This is a genomic window from Lentibacillus songyuanensis, from assembly GCF_039548255.1.
GTDB classification, from domain to species: Bacteria; Bacillota; Bacilli; order Bacillales; family Amphibacillaceae; genus Lentibacillus_C; species Lentibacillus_C songyuanensis.
Genome location: NZ_JBCLVH010000020.1, coordinates 12,641 through 27,297 on the forward strand (window position 1 = coordinate 12,641; position 14,657 = coordinate 27,297).

General features: G+C 39.5%; 16 protein-coding genes and 1 riboswitch. Of the genes, 11 read left to right on the forward strand and 5 right to left on the reverse strand.

Annotated elements, in window-relative coordinates; all coding sequences use genetic code 11:
- Window positions 1-17: 17 nt before the first annotated feature.
- On the reverse strand, window positions 18-1,040 hold the full coding sequence (locus WMZ97_RS16625; protein WP_343273219.1) for an aromatic acid exporter family protein: 1,023 nt from the start codon (window positions 1,038-1,040) through the stop codon (window positions 18-20).
- A 387-nt stretch (window positions 1,041-1,427) separates the two neighbouring features.
- On the opposite strand from WMZ97_RS16625, the gene WMZ97_RS16630 reads away from it, so the two are divergent.
- The 7 genes from WMZ97_RS16630 (at window position 1,428) to WMZ97_RS16660 (ending at window position 6,959) form a co-directional block, all read left to right on the forward strand.
- Window positions 1,428-1,535, forward strand: a complete 108-nt coding sequence (locus WMZ97_RS16630) for a YhfH family protein (RefSeq protein WP_343273220.1) — start codon at window positions 1,428-1,430, stop codon at window positions 1,533-1,535.
- Window positions 1,536-1,723: 188 nt separating this feature from the next.
- The gene (aceA, locus tag WMZ97_RS16635) at window positions 1,724-3,001 is read left to right on the forward strand and encodes an isocitrate lyase (RefSeq protein WP_343273221.1); all 1,278 of its coding nucleotides are present in this window, start codon (window positions 1,724-1,726) and stop codon (window positions 2,999-3,001) included.
- A 162-nt stretch (window positions 3,002-3,163) separates the two neighbouring features.
- On the forward strand, window positions 3,164-3,751 hold the full coding sequence (locus WMZ97_RS16640; RefSeq protein ID WP_343273222.1) for a nitroreductase family protein: 588 nt from the start codon (window positions 3,164-3,166) through the stop codon (window positions 3,749-3,751).
- A gap of 129 nt (window positions 3,752-3,880) precedes the next feature.
- The gene (locus WMZ97_RS16645; RefSeq protein WP_343273280.1) at window positions 3,881-5,167 is read left to right on the forward strand and encodes a hemolysin family protein; all 1,287 of its coding nucleotides are present in this window, start codon (window positions 3,881-3,883) and stop codon (window positions 5,165-5,167) included.
- 72 nt (window positions 5,168-5,239) lie between these two features.
- Window positions 5,240-5,332: riboswitch (guanidine-I (ykkC/yxkD leader) on the forward strand.
- 9 nt (window positions 5,333-5,341) lie between these two features.
- Entirely contained in the window at window positions 5,342-5,773 is a 432-nt protein-coding gene (locus WMZ97_RS16650) for a DMT family transporter (RefSeq protein WP_343273223.1), read from the forward strand.
- A complete protein-coding gene (locus WMZ97_RS16655) occupies window positions 5,773-6,087 on the forward strand; it encodes a DMT family transporter (RefSeq protein WP_343273224.1) in 315 nt (104 codons plus the stop codon). The genes WMZ97_RS16650 and WMZ97_RS16655 overlap by 1 nt, the downstream gene beginning before the upstream one ends.
- A gap of 68 nt (window positions 6,088-6,155) precedes the next feature.
- A complete protein-coding gene (locus WMZ97_RS16660; protein ID WP_343273225.1) occupies window positions 6,156-6,959 on the forward strand; it encodes a VLRF1 family aeRF1-type release factor in 804 nt (267 codons plus the stop codon).
- A gap of 124 nt (window positions 6,960-7,083) precedes the next feature.
- Here the strand turns inward: WMZ97_RS16660 and WMZ97_RS16665 are convergent, their stop codons facing one another.
- From WMZ97_RS16665 to WMZ97_RS16680, 4 genes are read right to left on the reverse strand one after another with little or no spacing between them, the layout of a single operon-like run.
- Window positions 7,084-7,500, reverse strand: coding sequence for a Fur family transcriptional regulator (locus tag WMZ97_RS16665; RefSeq protein WP_343273226.1), 417 nt, complete (start codon window positions 7,498-7,500; stop codon window positions 7,084-7,086).
- A complete protein-coding gene (locus tag WMZ97_RS16670; protein ID WP_343273227.1) occupies window positions 7,490-8,350 on the reverse strand; it encodes a metal ABC transporter permease in 861 nt (286 codons plus the stop codon). Before WMZ97_RS16670 ends, WMZ97_RS16665 begins: the two co-directional genes overlap by 11 nt.
- A gap of 13 nt (window positions 8,351-8,363) precedes the next feature.
- Window positions 8,364-9,122, reverse strand: coding sequence for a metal ABC transporter ATP-binding protein (locus WMZ97_RS16675; protein WP_343273228.1), 759 nt, complete (start codon window positions 9,120-9,122; stop codon window positions 8,364-8,366).
- Window positions 9,123-9,138: 16 nt separating this feature from the next.
- Window positions 9,139-10,077, reverse strand: a complete 939-nt coding sequence (locus WMZ97_RS16680; protein WP_343273229.1) for a metal ABC transporter substrate-binding protein — start codon at window positions 10,075-10,077, stop codon at window positions 9,139-9,141.
- A 539-nt stretch (window positions 10,078-10,616) separates the two neighbouring features.
- On the opposite strand from WMZ97_RS16680, the gene WMZ97_RS16685 reads away from it, so the two are divergent.
- The 4 genes from WMZ97_RS16685 to WMZ97_RS16700 all read left to right on the forward strand — a co-directional run bounded on the left by WMZ97_RS16685 (window position 10,617) and on the right by WMZ97_RS16700 (window position 14,601).
- Window positions 10,617-11,825, forward strand: coding sequence for an N-acetylglucosaminidase (locus WMZ97_RS16685; protein WP_343273230.1), 1,209 nt, complete (start codon window positions 10,617-10,619; stop codon window positions 11,823-11,825).
- Window positions 11,826-12,053: 228 nt separating this feature from the next.
- Window positions 12,054-12,773, forward strand: a complete 720-nt coding sequence (locus WMZ97_RS16690) for a HoxN/HupN/NixA family nickel/cobalt transporter (RefSeq protein ID WP_343273231.1) — start codon at window positions 12,054-12,056, stop codon at window positions 12,771-12,773.
- 347 nt (window positions 12,774-13,120) lie between these two features.
- A complete protein-coding gene (rpsN, locus tag WMZ97_RS16695; RefSeq protein WP_343273232.1) occupies window positions 13,121-13,390 on the forward strand; it encodes a 30S ribosomal protein S14 in 270 nt (89 codons plus the stop codon).
- Window positions 13,391-13,560: 170 nt separating this feature from the next.
- The gene (locus WMZ97_RS16700) at window positions 13,561-14,601 is read left to right on the forward strand and encodes a metal ABC transporter substrate-binding protein (protein WP_343273233.1); all 1,041 of its coding nucleotides are present in this window, start codon (window positions 13,561-13,563) and stop codon (window positions 14,599-14,601) included.
- Window positions 14,602-14,657 lie beyond the last annotated feature (56 nt).

The window sequence follows — 14,657 nt, forward strand, 5'->3', positions numbered from 1 at the left end:
AAAATCATAAGTGGGAGTTAATTGCTTGTTAAGGTGGGATAAAATTGGGCCACAAGGCTATAGATCGTAACAAATTCATACATGATAATTAATTTGGGAGGAAAATTGGCTGGGTGTGCTTGTTCATTGATGATTTCCTCATTGTTTACCCAGTAAATTTCCATTAACTGCTCCAACTGTTTCTGGTGTCGGACTGGATCATAATATCTCTGATCCTCCAAGCTCTGTGTTAATTCATTGGCGGCTTGTAACATAATAGCGCGGTCTCTTTCCCTCCATGTTTTCGTGGTGGGTGGCGTATTCATTAAATTATTCAAGTGATAATGCATTAGTTTTAATTGGTTTATTTGCTTAATGCCATGATGAAACAGCTCTTTTTCATTTCCTACTAATGGATGGTACTTTGATTCATCCTGTTGAAATTTAATTAATAATTCGGTATGATGCAGTTTTTTAGCTAGTTCATTCAGCTTAGAAGCTGTATCGGATCCTATCTGATTACGTTGCTCGACTATCTGTGTTAACGATTGATGAATGACACGACCCGTTTGTTTGCTGATTTGTTGAATATTCTTCGTGATTTCCTTTGTATAATCTGGCGGGAGAACAAACATATTAACGAGCGTTGATACAAGTAGCCCTGTTGTCGTTGTTCCAAGCCGTATTAAAAATGCAATAAAGTAATTACTATGAATTACCTCAACCATGGCAACTGCAGTTAATGTCGCAACCAGCAGTCCGGCATGTAACCGTAATTTAAAGCAGGTAGCTATGGTAAACACAGCAGCAAGCGTATATGTAAGTGGTGAATTGCCAAATAAAGAGATGAATAACACCGCATATGCCGAACCGATAGCGGAGGCCGGAAAACGTACAATTCCTTTTCGAATGGAATCAGCCACGGTTGGTTCAATTGTAACGATTGCCGTTATGACAGCAAAAACAGGTGGCCAATCCAAGAGGACACATACCCAAGCTGTTATGAAAATGGCTATACCGGTTTTGACTGTGCGTGTTCCCGCAAGTCGAAAGTATCTCAAATCCCTCTCCTCCTCAGGCTATAGATAACGTTAGCATTATATCATATTTGGCTAACTTAATTACAAAAAATGGCGGGATAATGAATCTGTTCCATAAAACTAAAAAACAAATGAATAGCAACAAATTCAAAAGACGATATTTCCATATTCAGTTCAGTTAATAAGGTATGTTTTTGGTAAACCTAACTTGTTCTGTCATCCTCCCATAAAAAACAACGACCACCATTTTTGTTATGTAGACTGTGGCCTTCCATATTTCGCAGTATGTCTCGGATAATTTAAATTTTTTTGAAAAAAGGGTTGCATTTTTAAAATGGAATCTATATACTGTGTTATAACAAAGGAACAATAAACAAATCTGTTATATAAAAAGGGAGGGCTTAAAGGATGAAAAATACCACACATGTTCATTGTCAGCAATGTGGAAAGCCAATGAAAGCGAAAGGTTATTTGTTGGAATGTGATTATTGTTTATCCAAGAAAAGAGAAGACTAAATTTTTTTGCATATTATGTTATATAACAATTAGATTGTATGAACATTGTATTACAACAAAAGGATTGGGAAACGCGAATAAGGTCTCGATGAAATGCTTTATGCAGTTGATCAGTCACCAACGTGGCGTAATGAATTTTAACGATACCTGTATATAACTAATTAATTAATGGAGAGGGGAAATGTTAAATGCGACAAAAACGAGTGGAAACATTGCAAAATGAGTGGGAAACAGATTTACGCTGGGTAGGGGTGGAACGACCTTATTCAGCAGAAGATGTGGTTCGTTTAAGAGGATCAATCGATATTGAGCACACCTTAGCAATGACAGGGGCAAAGAAATTGTGGAATCTTATTCATGAAAAAGATTACATTCATGCCCTGGGAGCATTAACTGGAAACCAAGCAGTACAGCAGGTTAAGGCGGGTTTGAAAGCTATTTACTTAAGTGGCTGGCAGGTTGCAGCAGATGCTAATTTATCCGGGAACATGTATCCGGACCAAAGTTTGTACCCGGCAAACAGTGTACCGAATGTTGTCAAGAAGATTAACCAGGCATTACAGCGTGCCGATCAGATCTACTATTCAGAAGGAAATGAAGAGATCGACTGGTTTGCACCAATTGTTGCTGATGCTGAGGCAGGATTTGGCGGGCAGCTAAATGTCTTTGAACTGATGAAGCAAATGATTGAAGCAGGGGCATCTGGGGTCCATTTTGAGGATCAATTATCGTCAGAGAAAAAATGCGGTCATTTAGGTGGAAAAGTATTACTGCCAACACAAAATGCGATCCGCAATTTAATTGCTGCCCGGTTTGCAGCAGATGTCATGGGTACACCAACCGTGATTATAGCTCGAACGGATGCCAATGCGTCAAGTTTAATTACCGATAATATTGACGAATATGATGCACCGTTTATGACCGGAGAACGTACGGCAGAAGGATTTTACAAGACACATGCAGGCATTGATCAGGCAATAAATCGGGGAATTGCTTATGCACCATATGCCGATTTAATCTGGTGTGAAACATCTGAACCGAATTTGCAGGAAGCGCAAAAGTTTGCCGATGCGATCCATACGAAATATCCGAATAAGTTGTTGGCATATAACTGCTCTCCATCGTTTAACTGGAAACGGAAACTGTCAGAGGAAGAAATCGCGCATTTCCAACAAAAACTTGCGGAAATGGGATACAAATTCCAGTTTGTAACTTTGGCTGGTTTCCATGCATTAAATCACAGTATGTTTGAATTGGCAAAAGGATACAAAGACCATGGAATGGCAGCTTATTCTCAATTACAGCAAGCCGAATTTGCAAGTGAGGAGGATGGCTATAGTGCAACCCGCCACCAGCGTGAAGTTGGTACTGGTTATTTCGATGAAGTAGCACAAGTGATATCAGGTGGAACTTCTTCTACTACGGCCATCAAAGGCTCAACCGAGGAAGAACAGTTTTCGAACTAGCAGTTTATATGGATGGGAAACGAACCAGTTATGTTGGCTGGTTCGTTTTTTGCTGACTGGAAGTAGTTTAGATATAGTTATAAAAAGTAAAAGGGTTTCAAAAAGTAAGCAAAACGTGTATAATAGTCATGAAACTTTAGTAAAAGTAGGAGGCAGTCAGTAATGTTGGAAGTAGAAGAATTTCGCAAGGCGTCATACGATATTGATCCGATTTATGTAAACCGTTGGTCACCGAGGTCATTTTTGGATAAAGATGTATCGGATGACATTTTATATAGTATATTTGAAGCGGCACGCTGGGCACCATCGGCAGCAAATAAACAACCATGGCGCTTTATCATTGCCCGTAATCAAGCAGATCGTGAGAAGTTTCTTACGTTTATTAATGAAGGGAATGTGGCTTGGTGTAAGAAAGCTCCTGTACTAGTTGCGTTACTATCCAAAACGGATAACGAAGATGGGGGAGCGAATCCAACCCATGCTTTTGATACTGGAACCGCTTGGGGCTTTTTGGCGTTGGAAGCATTCCGCAAAGGGCTGATCACACATGCAATGGGTGGCTTTGACCGGGAGAAGGCAAAACAAGTATTAAACATTCCTGAGAACTACACCGTTCAGGCAATTGTTGCGTTAGGGTATAAAGGGGAGAAGGATGCATTGGCAGATCCGTATCGTGATCGGGAAAAACCTTCGACCCGTAAAGATTTGCAAGAATTATTGTTTGAGGGCTCATTTAAAGGGAATAAATAATAACAAAGGATAACCTTTCCAAACCTGGAGAGGTTTTTTGTTTTGCAACTGCGGTCATGTATTGTATGCAGACAGAATAATTGGCGAAAATAAGTGTTGCGTGTTCATGAAGGAGTTGGCGGCTGCGTGATGGATTTCATTTATTTAATCGTAATTGTGATATTGATTTTATTGACGGCATTTTTTGTTGCAACAGAATTTTCCATGGTAAAAGTGCGCCCAACCAGAATTGACCAATTAATTGCTGAGGGAAATAAACAAGCGGTACACGCAAAGAAAATCATTGATAACCTTGATACGTATTTATCGGCAAGTCAATTAGGGATTACGGTGGCGGCTTTGGGATTAGGCTGGCTTGGCGAGCCAACGATAAAAGTTCTAATCGATCCGCTTTTCACTAAACTGGGACTCAACTCAGGTTTGGCTTCCTTGTTCGCTTTTATTATTGCGTTTTTGATCATTACTTTTTTAAATGTTGTTGTAGGGGAATTGGCTCCGAAGTCAATCGCTATTCAAAAAGCGGAAAAAGTCACGTTACTGTTTGCTAAACCGTTAATTTTATTTTATAAGTTGATGTTTCCGTTTATTTGGCTATTAAATGGTTCTTCCCGGCTAATCATTCGTTTAGTAGGTTTCAAACCAATCAATGAAAATGAAGCAGCTCTAACGGAGGAAGAATTACGCTTAATCTTATCTGAAAGCTATAAAAGTGGGGAAATTAATCAAGCAGAAATGACGTATGTCAATAACATCTTTGAGTTTGATGAACGGGTAGCGAAAGAAATTATGGTTCCCCGGACGGAAATGGTTTGTTTTTTTAAGGACAGTGATGCACAAGCAAATGCAGATATCGTTCAGGAAAAACAGTTTACACGCTATCCGGTAGCAGAAGGGGATAAGGATCATATTGTTGGACTAGTAAATATTAAAGAACTGTTTACGAATCGCCTTCAAAATGGAACAGCATCCATTATCCCGTTAATAAGGCCGATTCTGTATTTTTCTGAATCGACACCGATAAAGCAAGCGTTAATTATGATGCAAAAGCAACGTATTCATATGGGGATCGTCATTGATGAATACGGGGGAACAGCTGGACTTGTAACGGTAGAAGATATTTTGGAAGAAATTGTCGGGGAGATTCGTGATGAATTCGATGTCAATGAAAAGCCAATGCTGGAGCAAGTGGATGATGATACAACGATTGTTTCCGGGAAAGTATTGCTTGAGGAAATAAATGAATTATTTGGGATCGAATTGGAAGCTGATGAAGTGGATACGATCGGTGGCTGGATGATCACAAATAATTTGGATGCCAAACGAGGAACGTCAATTACATATGATGGTTATCAGTTTATCGTTACGGAAATTGATGGACATCAGGTAAAGAAGGTAAAGATTATGAAGCTTCGTTAAAAGACACACGTCATATGAAATTGACGCGCTGAACACATTGACCAGGAGTGAAATTAAAGTTATACTCTTGGTATGAAAGTTTTCTAGGGTTCCGCAATAATTGATTGGTCTGGTCCGAGAGAAAACGCACGAACGTGTACACGGAGGGACAAAAGCCCGGGAGGATATCTAAAGATGGATATCGTCCCGGGCTTTTTTGTTTGGAAAATCAGGGGCGGATATCTGGAGCCAATCATAGTAAGAAATAAAGCTGAGGTGTTGACGATGAAACGAGATTGGAATTTGGTGTTTATTGCAGGGATCTTTGAAATTGGCTGGGTTGTTGGGCTGAAGCATGCCTATAATGCAGGAACGTGGATTTTAACAGCGATTGCAATTTATGCAAGTATGCACTTTTTAATTGTGGCTTCCAAAAGGCTTCCCGTGGGAACGACGTATGCCGTATTTACCGGAATGGGAACTGCTGGGACAGTCATTCTTGAATTTACAGTTTTTGGTGAGCCGTTTCGTATTGTTAAAGTACTACTGATTCTATTATTGCTTGTCGGGGTTATTGGCTTGAAAATGGTAACCGATAGTCCTGAAGCTAAAGGAGAGCAAGGATAATGGCATGGATAGTATTAATCATTGCCGGTGCAGGGGAAGTGATCGGCGTAGCTGGCATTAATATGGTGAATAAGAAAAAAAGTGTGCGGGCATTTGCCATTCTGCTAGGTGGTTTTGTTATGAGTTATATTTTCTTGTCGATGGCGATGACGTCCTTACCGATGGGGACCGCTTATGCTGTATGGACCGGTATGGGTACGATTGGCAGTGCATTGGTTGGCATGTTCGTTTATGGTGAATCAAAGGATTGGCGACGCCTCTTGTTTATTAGCATGATTCTGTGTGCTGCCGTGGGACTTAAAGTCATTTCATAGTGCAGGTTTATTATGCCCCATTTTCGGCTACAGATAATTAAGTCATGGATAAAGGAGTGCGATCATCGATGGATATACACGAAGAAATAAAGAAATTGAAAAATGTTAGTAAAGAGAGGACAAATAAGGTTTTTACCATGTATCTGAACACGGACCCATCCGATCCGGAGCAGCAAGGGGGTGAATGGAAGCTTCATTTAAAAAATGGACTGCGGAATTTTGAACAATACTTAAGTGAAGATGATAATAAAGAAGAATGGAAAAACTTTCAACAAATTAAACAAAAAGTCAAAAAATATGTACGTGGCAATGAGCAAAACTTTCGAAAAGGGATTATCCTATTTGCGACAGCAGACGAGGATGTCTGGTTTGCAACGCGTGTCCAAATGCGCTTGAAAACAGAATTCTTCTGGGAAAACACACCAGTAACGGAGCAGCTCGAGCGATTATATGAAATATTTCCGAAAGCCGGTTTGATCCTTGTACAACAAGATCAGGTTAAGGTGATTGAGGCAGAGATTGGCGAAATAACGGACACGGCATATTACGAGCTTGATATTGAAACCGATCATTGGAGGCAATTTACGGGTCCTCATAAAGCCGATGCATCGATGGGTAAAGGTGGTAAAAGTCTCAAACAGGAAGATTTCCGGAATCGCTATGAAGCCAACAAACAACGGTGGTATAAAAGCATCGCGCCGAAATTGGACAAGCGCGCAAAGGAAGACGCTTGGGAAAAAATATATATTATTGGTGAATCGGACGCTTCACAGGAAATAAAAGCGCAAATGAACAAAGTCGTTGATGCGGTTATCCAGAAAAACATGCTGGAGCATGAAGAATCCAATGTGTTGGAGGAAGTGTTTGGTTAATTGATGAGGGGGGATAGGACAGTTGAATGAATTTGACAGTTCTATCCCCGTTTGTATTTCTTCTTAGTTAAGCACCATTTTTTCCTTCCGCTAATAAAATAAAGGGGAGACGGGAGAGATAGCCTTATGCACTTTGACACGCTGGACACAATCCATAGATTTCAAATTTATGTCCTTCGATACGATAATTAGCCAATGCCTTCGTAACAACATCTTCCATCGGGCAGACATTAATTTCTTTCGTTTTCCCGCAATCCTTACAAATAAAATGGTGATGGTGATGTGTCGTGCAGCTGATGCGAAAAAGCTTTTCATTATTCAGCTCCGTTGTTTCTAAAATGCCAATCTTATTAAATAAATGGAGGTTACGATAAACGGTATCAAAACTAATGCCAGGATATGTTGGCTCCATGTACCGAATTAAATCCTTAGCTGTGCGATAGCCATCAGCATTGGTGAAAAAGCCTAATATATCTTTTCGCTGTTTTGTCATTTTATAGCCTTGTTCTTTTAAATTCTGAATTGCTTCGTTAAGTTTCATTTGAATTCCTTCTTCCTTTAAAAGTAAACGAAAACCGTTTCATCCCAATTGAAATGAGTAAAATGATAATCGAAATAACAACAATCGTACCGCCGGGTGGAATACTGAAATAATAACCCGAGATTAATCCCAGAATTACCGCTAGCTCTCCAAAGGCGATTGCCAAAAATAAGCTCTGTTTAAAGCCTTTTGCTAATCGCATGCTGGCTGCCACTGGAAGAGTCATCAAAGCAGAAACGAGCAGCACTCCGACAATACGAATAGAAGCGGCAATAACAAGTGCTGTTAGTACAATAAAGAGCAAGTGAATCCACTTGGCATGAATCCCGGAAACCGTTGCATGTTCCTCATCAAACGATAATGTAATCAACTCTTTATAGAATAAAATAATGATCAGCAAGACAAAAATCGAAATTCCCAAAATCGTATACAAATCCTTCTGACTAACGGCTGATACCGAACCAAATAAATAATTGAACAGCTCGGTGTTGAAACCATTTGCCAGGGAAATAAAGATCACACTTAGTCCAACACCGCCCGATAAAATAATCGGTATTGCTAACTCTTGATATGCTTTATAAACCCCCCGTAGCTTTTCGATAAAGATGGAGCCAAGTACCGAAAAGACCATGCCACCATAAAAAGGGGTAATGAATGTCATGGCAAGTTTTTTTTCCAATAATAATCCAAAGGCAATTCCGGCAAGCGTTACATGAGAAAGGGCATCGGCAATCAGGGATAAGCGCCGTACAACAATAAATGTTCCCAGCAATGGCGCAATGACGCCGATAAGCAGCCCGGTTAAAAACGTATTCCGTAAAAAATCAAATTGTAAAATATCTGAAAGCATTCTGTATCCTCCGTTACGCGTGATTATGGGTTACGATATTTACCGGGTACCCATAAAATTGGGACAAATCCCGTTCTGTCATGGAAGCATATTGGTTTGGACTGCCATGAAAATGCAATGTTTTATTTAGGCACACAATATCGGTCGCATATTCAGTCATCATTCCGGTATCGTGTGTTACCAGTAGCAGCGTGATCCCGTGTTCCTGGTGTAATTGATGAAGTATTTCATAGAAACGTTTTACATTTTCCGCGTCAACACCAACAGTGGGTTCGTCCAGAATAAGTAAATCCGGATCATTGACAAGAGAACGAGCGATGAAAACACGCTGTTGCTGTCCACCGGAAAGGTTCCCAATGTTTTGATGGGTATAGTCACTCATCCCAACTTGATTAATGGCCTGTAAAACTTTCTCTTTATGTTGTTTTTTAAAAAACTTAAAATAGCCGATTTTTGCGGTAAGCCCCATGGATACAACTTCATAAACAGTCGCTGGAAATCCCTTATTAAATGAATTCGCCTTTTGCGAAACAAATCCAATTCGATCCCAGGCATGAAATTTTTCAATCGGTTGACCAAACAGTTCAATCGCACCCGTATCTGGCTTTAGCAGGCCGAGCACTAATTTGATAAATGTGGTCTTTCCACCGCCATTAGGCCCCACGAGTCCCATAAATGCCCCCTGTGGCAAGGTGAAATTGATGTGATCCAAGACATCCTGCTTATCATATTTATAATGGATATTTTTCATAGTAATGATGGATTGATTCATTGTATATCACCTGCTTTCATTTTGTCACTTTATCAAGCACATGTAAATTATGCTCCATTAAGGATAAATAATTTTCATGTTGGTTGATGTCATCTTCAGTCAAGACTTCCAGGTTATGAATATATTCCACATTGGCGTTAAGCTGTTCCTGCATGATGTTCGAAATTCGATCCGAACTGTTTTGTTCAAATAGAATGTAATGGACATCATTTTCTTTCGCTTGCTTAATAATAGATGTTAATTCTTTTTGGGATGGTTCGTCACTTGAGGTGATTCCCCGGATCGCAATTTGCTCAATCCCGTATCGTTCCTCCCAATACCCGTATGCAGCATGAGAGACAAGTATTTTTTTATTTTGCTTTGGTTGCATTGTTTTTTTGAAGCTGCTGTCCAATGCTGACAAATCTTTCTTCAACGCTTCAAAGTTATCTGTATATAATTCTTTTTTATCTGGATTTAAATCAATTAACGCTTGTTTCACTAAATCAGCCATACTTATCATCCGTTGAGGATCGAGCCAAATATGCGGGTTATGGTCTCCGTGATGATGGCCGTCATCCTTATGGTCTTCTTCGTTGTGCTCTTCATTTTCTGAATCAAACAGTTCTTTGTGCTTACCAAGTTCAACTAAATTGACATTCTGTGATTTTAGAGCGTCAGCAGCTGTCTCAGCAAAGCCTTCCATGCCAGCACCCATATAGATAAATGCATCACTAGAGGCAATCGATGTCATCTTTTTGGTGGTTGGTTCGTAGCTATGTGCATCAACCCCTGGCGGATAAACAGATTCAGCATGTACTGTATCCCCGCCAATTCGTTCTACGGCATACTGAATCGGGTAAATCGATGTATAAATCGTTAAATCTGCTTGAGCTTCATCCTTTGTAGTAGAGCCACAACCAGCAATAATAAGTGAAACTAGTATAATTGTCATAATTACAATGATTCTTTTCAATACAAAATCCTCCTTAACACTCATTCTTGAATATATTAACGTAATGATTCCGATTTGTAAATAGTAATGATTACGACTCTATTCAATAGTATTGAAGTAGCTCACCAAAAGTGGGTGGTAATTTAGTCTATTAATAGATGATTAGTTTAATGAGAAAGACGAATAGGGTTTGTTAAAATCTATTATCAAAAAAAGGAATAATATTATTTTATATATAATATGATGTAGTAATTAGTAATCATTACGAATTATAGATCTTATAAATCCATCGGTAATTATGTAAAAACAGAAGGAAATAAAAAATTAAACGAAACAATAAGTGCAGGAGGAGATAGGGGAAATACTTTCTCGTCAAGTTTATCACTATAGAAGCAATTTTGTTCTTTGGCTGATGATAAATATACTATAGCGCTATCCTCAATTACCGATTTTGGCTAACCATCGTCTAAATCAATTCATTAATAGTAATAATTACAGTTTAGGTTCATAGAATTAGAATAGCGAAACCAGAAAATAGGAATCTGTGAAAGGAGAAAAACATGAATCATAGATCTTCATCAAATATATATAATGTAAGAGGTAAATTCATATATATCGTCGTTATTGCAACTGTTGAGATTGCGTTGCTACTATTGATAATTCATGCATATAGCGATACAGAAGATGGAGGATCTTTTTATGCAAATATGCCGGTAGAATCATCTCCGCCAATAGAGGTACAATCCACACCTGAAAAACCACAGCAAAAGGCAAAAGAACCAAGCTTTGATCCGGATATTATAAAGAGCCCCACTTATTATACCGTTCAAGATGGCATGTTGAGCCATCACGTCACGGAGACAAGCTCATTTGTTTATGGCCCGGCAGCAGACTTTATGTCAGAAGGCCAAAAATATTATAGCCGAAATGGACACACGTTTTTTAATTCCGATGGAAAAGAAGTGGGAACGGCATATCAATATTTTGAAATTTTGCCATTAAATACGGATACATCGTATACAGCAAATCAACTGAACCAGTTCATTAAGGATAATATTCCAGAAGGTTACCGAAACCAGATGGGCGGACCTGGACCTCTTGCTACACTTGGAGAAGCATTTATTTCGGCACAGAATCAATTTGGCGTCAATGCGCTCTATTTACTAGCGCATGCTATTCACGAGAGTGCGTGGGGGAGCAGTGCTATTGCACAAACAAAACATAATCTATATGGATTTGGGGCAATTGATAGTGATCCTTATAATGGTGCAAAAAAGTTTAACACGTTTCAGGATGGCATCGACTATGTTAGCCAATTTGTCGCTAATCAGTATCAAGATCCAAAAGGAGCTTATTATAATGGATCGATGCTTGGAAATAAGGAAATGGGTATGAATGTGAAATATGCTTCTGATCCGTTCTGGGGGCAGGAGATTGCTGGTTATATGTACCGAATTGATCAGGCGCTTGGCGGGAAAGACTTTGGCAGGTTTAATTCCGAGCCTTATCGTCTTGCAGTATCGACAGTAAGCGCACCATTAAATGTGAGAACGCAGCCATCTACGTCAACTAGCAATGATATCGCATACCATTTACCAAGTAGCGGAACCGCTATGATTGTCATGGATCAGATCGACAATGATGATGGTACCTGGTTCAAAATTTTTTCAGATGAGTCTAATTTTCTTAGCCAGGAAACAGCTTATATTTACCACAAAGGGCCACATGGGTCGCTTTCAGAGACAGTAACTATCGCGGGAGGCCAATAAACAGTTTATCCCAATCTTAACGAGCAGCTAGACTTCCACTTCGAGATTTTGAGTCGTAAACACAAAAGAAAAGTGGGAGCCAGCCAACTCCTTGAGGAAAATCCGATGTTGTCTCCAGCCTGCACGATGCGAGTCATAAGGGTGTTGTAACTCAGAAGGCCGAGAACTTAGTCTTTGTTCTTTAATTCAGTGGGGTAAAAGGTAGGGCCAATTATAAGGAGGAAAAACATGGGAATCATTTATGTTATTTTGGTAGCTATGGGCCTTGGCGCCTTGCATTCATTAGAACCAGGGCATGGAAAAGGGGTAATTACGGCGTATCTTATTTCTTCACGAGCGACAATAAAAGATGCCGTCTTTTTAGGCGTATCTACTGCAATTGCCCATACGTTATCCATCATTATTCTGGCCTTTGTGGCTACATCTGCAGTTCAATCGTTTCTTCCCGGGGGAATCGTCTATTGGATCCAACTAATCTCTGGGATTGTCATTACATATTTAGGTGTAAAGATCCTTTATCGACGGATACGACCGCAAATTGTGGTTATGGAAAAGGTTGGATATGGTTATGGATATGCTGAACCATGCGAGCATCATCATGGGCTTCATCATAACATTCATATACATGAAAGTCCATCCTCCCCATCGCGTTTATTAGCACTTGGTTTTTTTATCGGACTCATTCCTTGTCCGAGCGCTTTAGCTGTTCTCTTAGCCGCCATTGGAGCGCAACATATTTCTGTTGGTCTTAGTTTTGTCGCTGCTTTTTCTGTCGGAGGTGCCATTACGATGAGTATGATTGGTTTGCTTGTGGTTCGGTTAGGAGACTCCATCAAATGGATGGAAAACTGGCGGGTGATGGGTACATTGGCGCTATTATCTTCGGTTTTAATTCTTGGTCTTGGCATTTTCGTTGTCCTTCAAGGGTTAAAGGGATTGGTCTTTTAGATGCGCGGGAGATAATTATCTATTGCAATTTGCCATCGAACGTTTATCCCACTCTTAACGGGCAGTAAGACTCCTACTTCAAGATTTTGAGGGGAAACCAAAAAAGAAAAGTGGGAGTCAACGGTTCGTAAAGGTACGATTCTGTTCAACTAACATTCAGCCGGGAAAAGCCCCCGCTGAATGAAGGTTACTTTTTTAAATAATACACTCGCTCTTGTCAAATCGAAAAAAGAATGGTAAGGTAATAATCGTAAATAGTAACGATTACGTTTTACCTTAATTCATAAAGTGTAATGGTTACAGTTATATTGTTTGAATCTAGTGAAGCGAAGGGAGGAATGTTTGAAATGGCTAAAAAATCCAAGATTGCTAAGGAAAAAAAGAGGCAGGAAACAGTGATAAAGTATGCAGCGCTTCGTAAACAGTTATTAGAAAAAGGAGACTATGAAGCGTTAAGAAAGTTGCCGAGAGATTCATCACCAACACGATTACATAATCGTTGTGAATTAACCGGAAGACCAAGAGGCTATATAAGAAAATTTAAGATGTCCCGGATTGCTTTTCGTGAACTGGCCCATAAAGGACAAATTCCTGGTGTGAAAAAGTCAAGCTGGTAAAAAAGAAGAATTTATTTTTAGATTTAAAGTGTAATCATTACACTTATAAAATTGTTAGAAAGTTTAACTATTAAAAGGATGACAGGTTAAGGTATTTTAGATGGAAAAGTAGACCTGCATCAAACGTAATTGTTACGGATTTAGATTATTATGAAATGGGGGAAACAAATATGAAACGTGTAAAGTTAATTATCGCACTTCTATCAACTTGCATTTTGATATTGGCAGGCTGCGGAAATGCAACAAGCCAATCAAAAGAAGACAATAAATCAAATAATTCTTCATCCGATTCAGAGAAGTTGCATATTGTTACGACCTTTTATCCGATGTATGAATTTACAAAGAATATTGTCAAGGACCAAGCCCAAGTTGATCTTTTAATTCCAGCTACGACAGAACCACATGATTGGGATCCTTCACCAAAAGATGTGGCAACTATCCAACAGGCAGATATGTTTGTATATAACAGTCCTTCCATGGAAACATGGGTGCCCTCCGTTGAAAAGAGTATGGATAATGAGCATTCGCAAATGGTAGAGGCAAGTCAGGATATTGATTTAATGGAAGGAGAAGAACATCATCACCACGGGGAGCATGACCATGATGGAGATGACCATGAAGACGGAGATGACCATGCACATGAAGACGAACACGAACATGAAGATGCACACGAACATGATCACGGTGGTTTGGACCCGCACGTTTGGTTGAGTCCGGTACTTGCGCAAAAAGAGGTAGAGAATATTACGAATGCGATAATTGAGCAAGATCCAGAAAACGAAGATGTTTATAAAAAAAATAGCCAAGCGTATATAGATCAGTTAAAGGAGCTTGATCAGCAATACCGGACAGTGCTTAAAGATGTTTCAAAGAAGGAAGTGATCACACAGCATGCCGCTTTCGGGTATTTAGCAAAAGAATATGGACTGAAACAAGTTCCGATTGCCGGGTTATCACCGGACCAGGAACCAAGTCCAGCGAAACTTGCTGAATTAAAAGATTTTGCGAAACAACATGATGTGAACGTCATTTTCTTCGAAGAATTGGCTTCACCTAAAGTTGCCAAAACACTCGCAGACGAAGTTGGAGCTAAAACCGAAATATTACACACGCTTGAAGGCTTAAGTAAAGAAGAACAGGAAAAAGGACTGGATTATATAACGGTAATGGAGGATAATCTCGATATGCTCAAGAATGCATTACAGAACTAATGAATTAATGAGGATAGGGGTGTGCACATGTAGCAATAAAAAGTACGCCCTTTCCT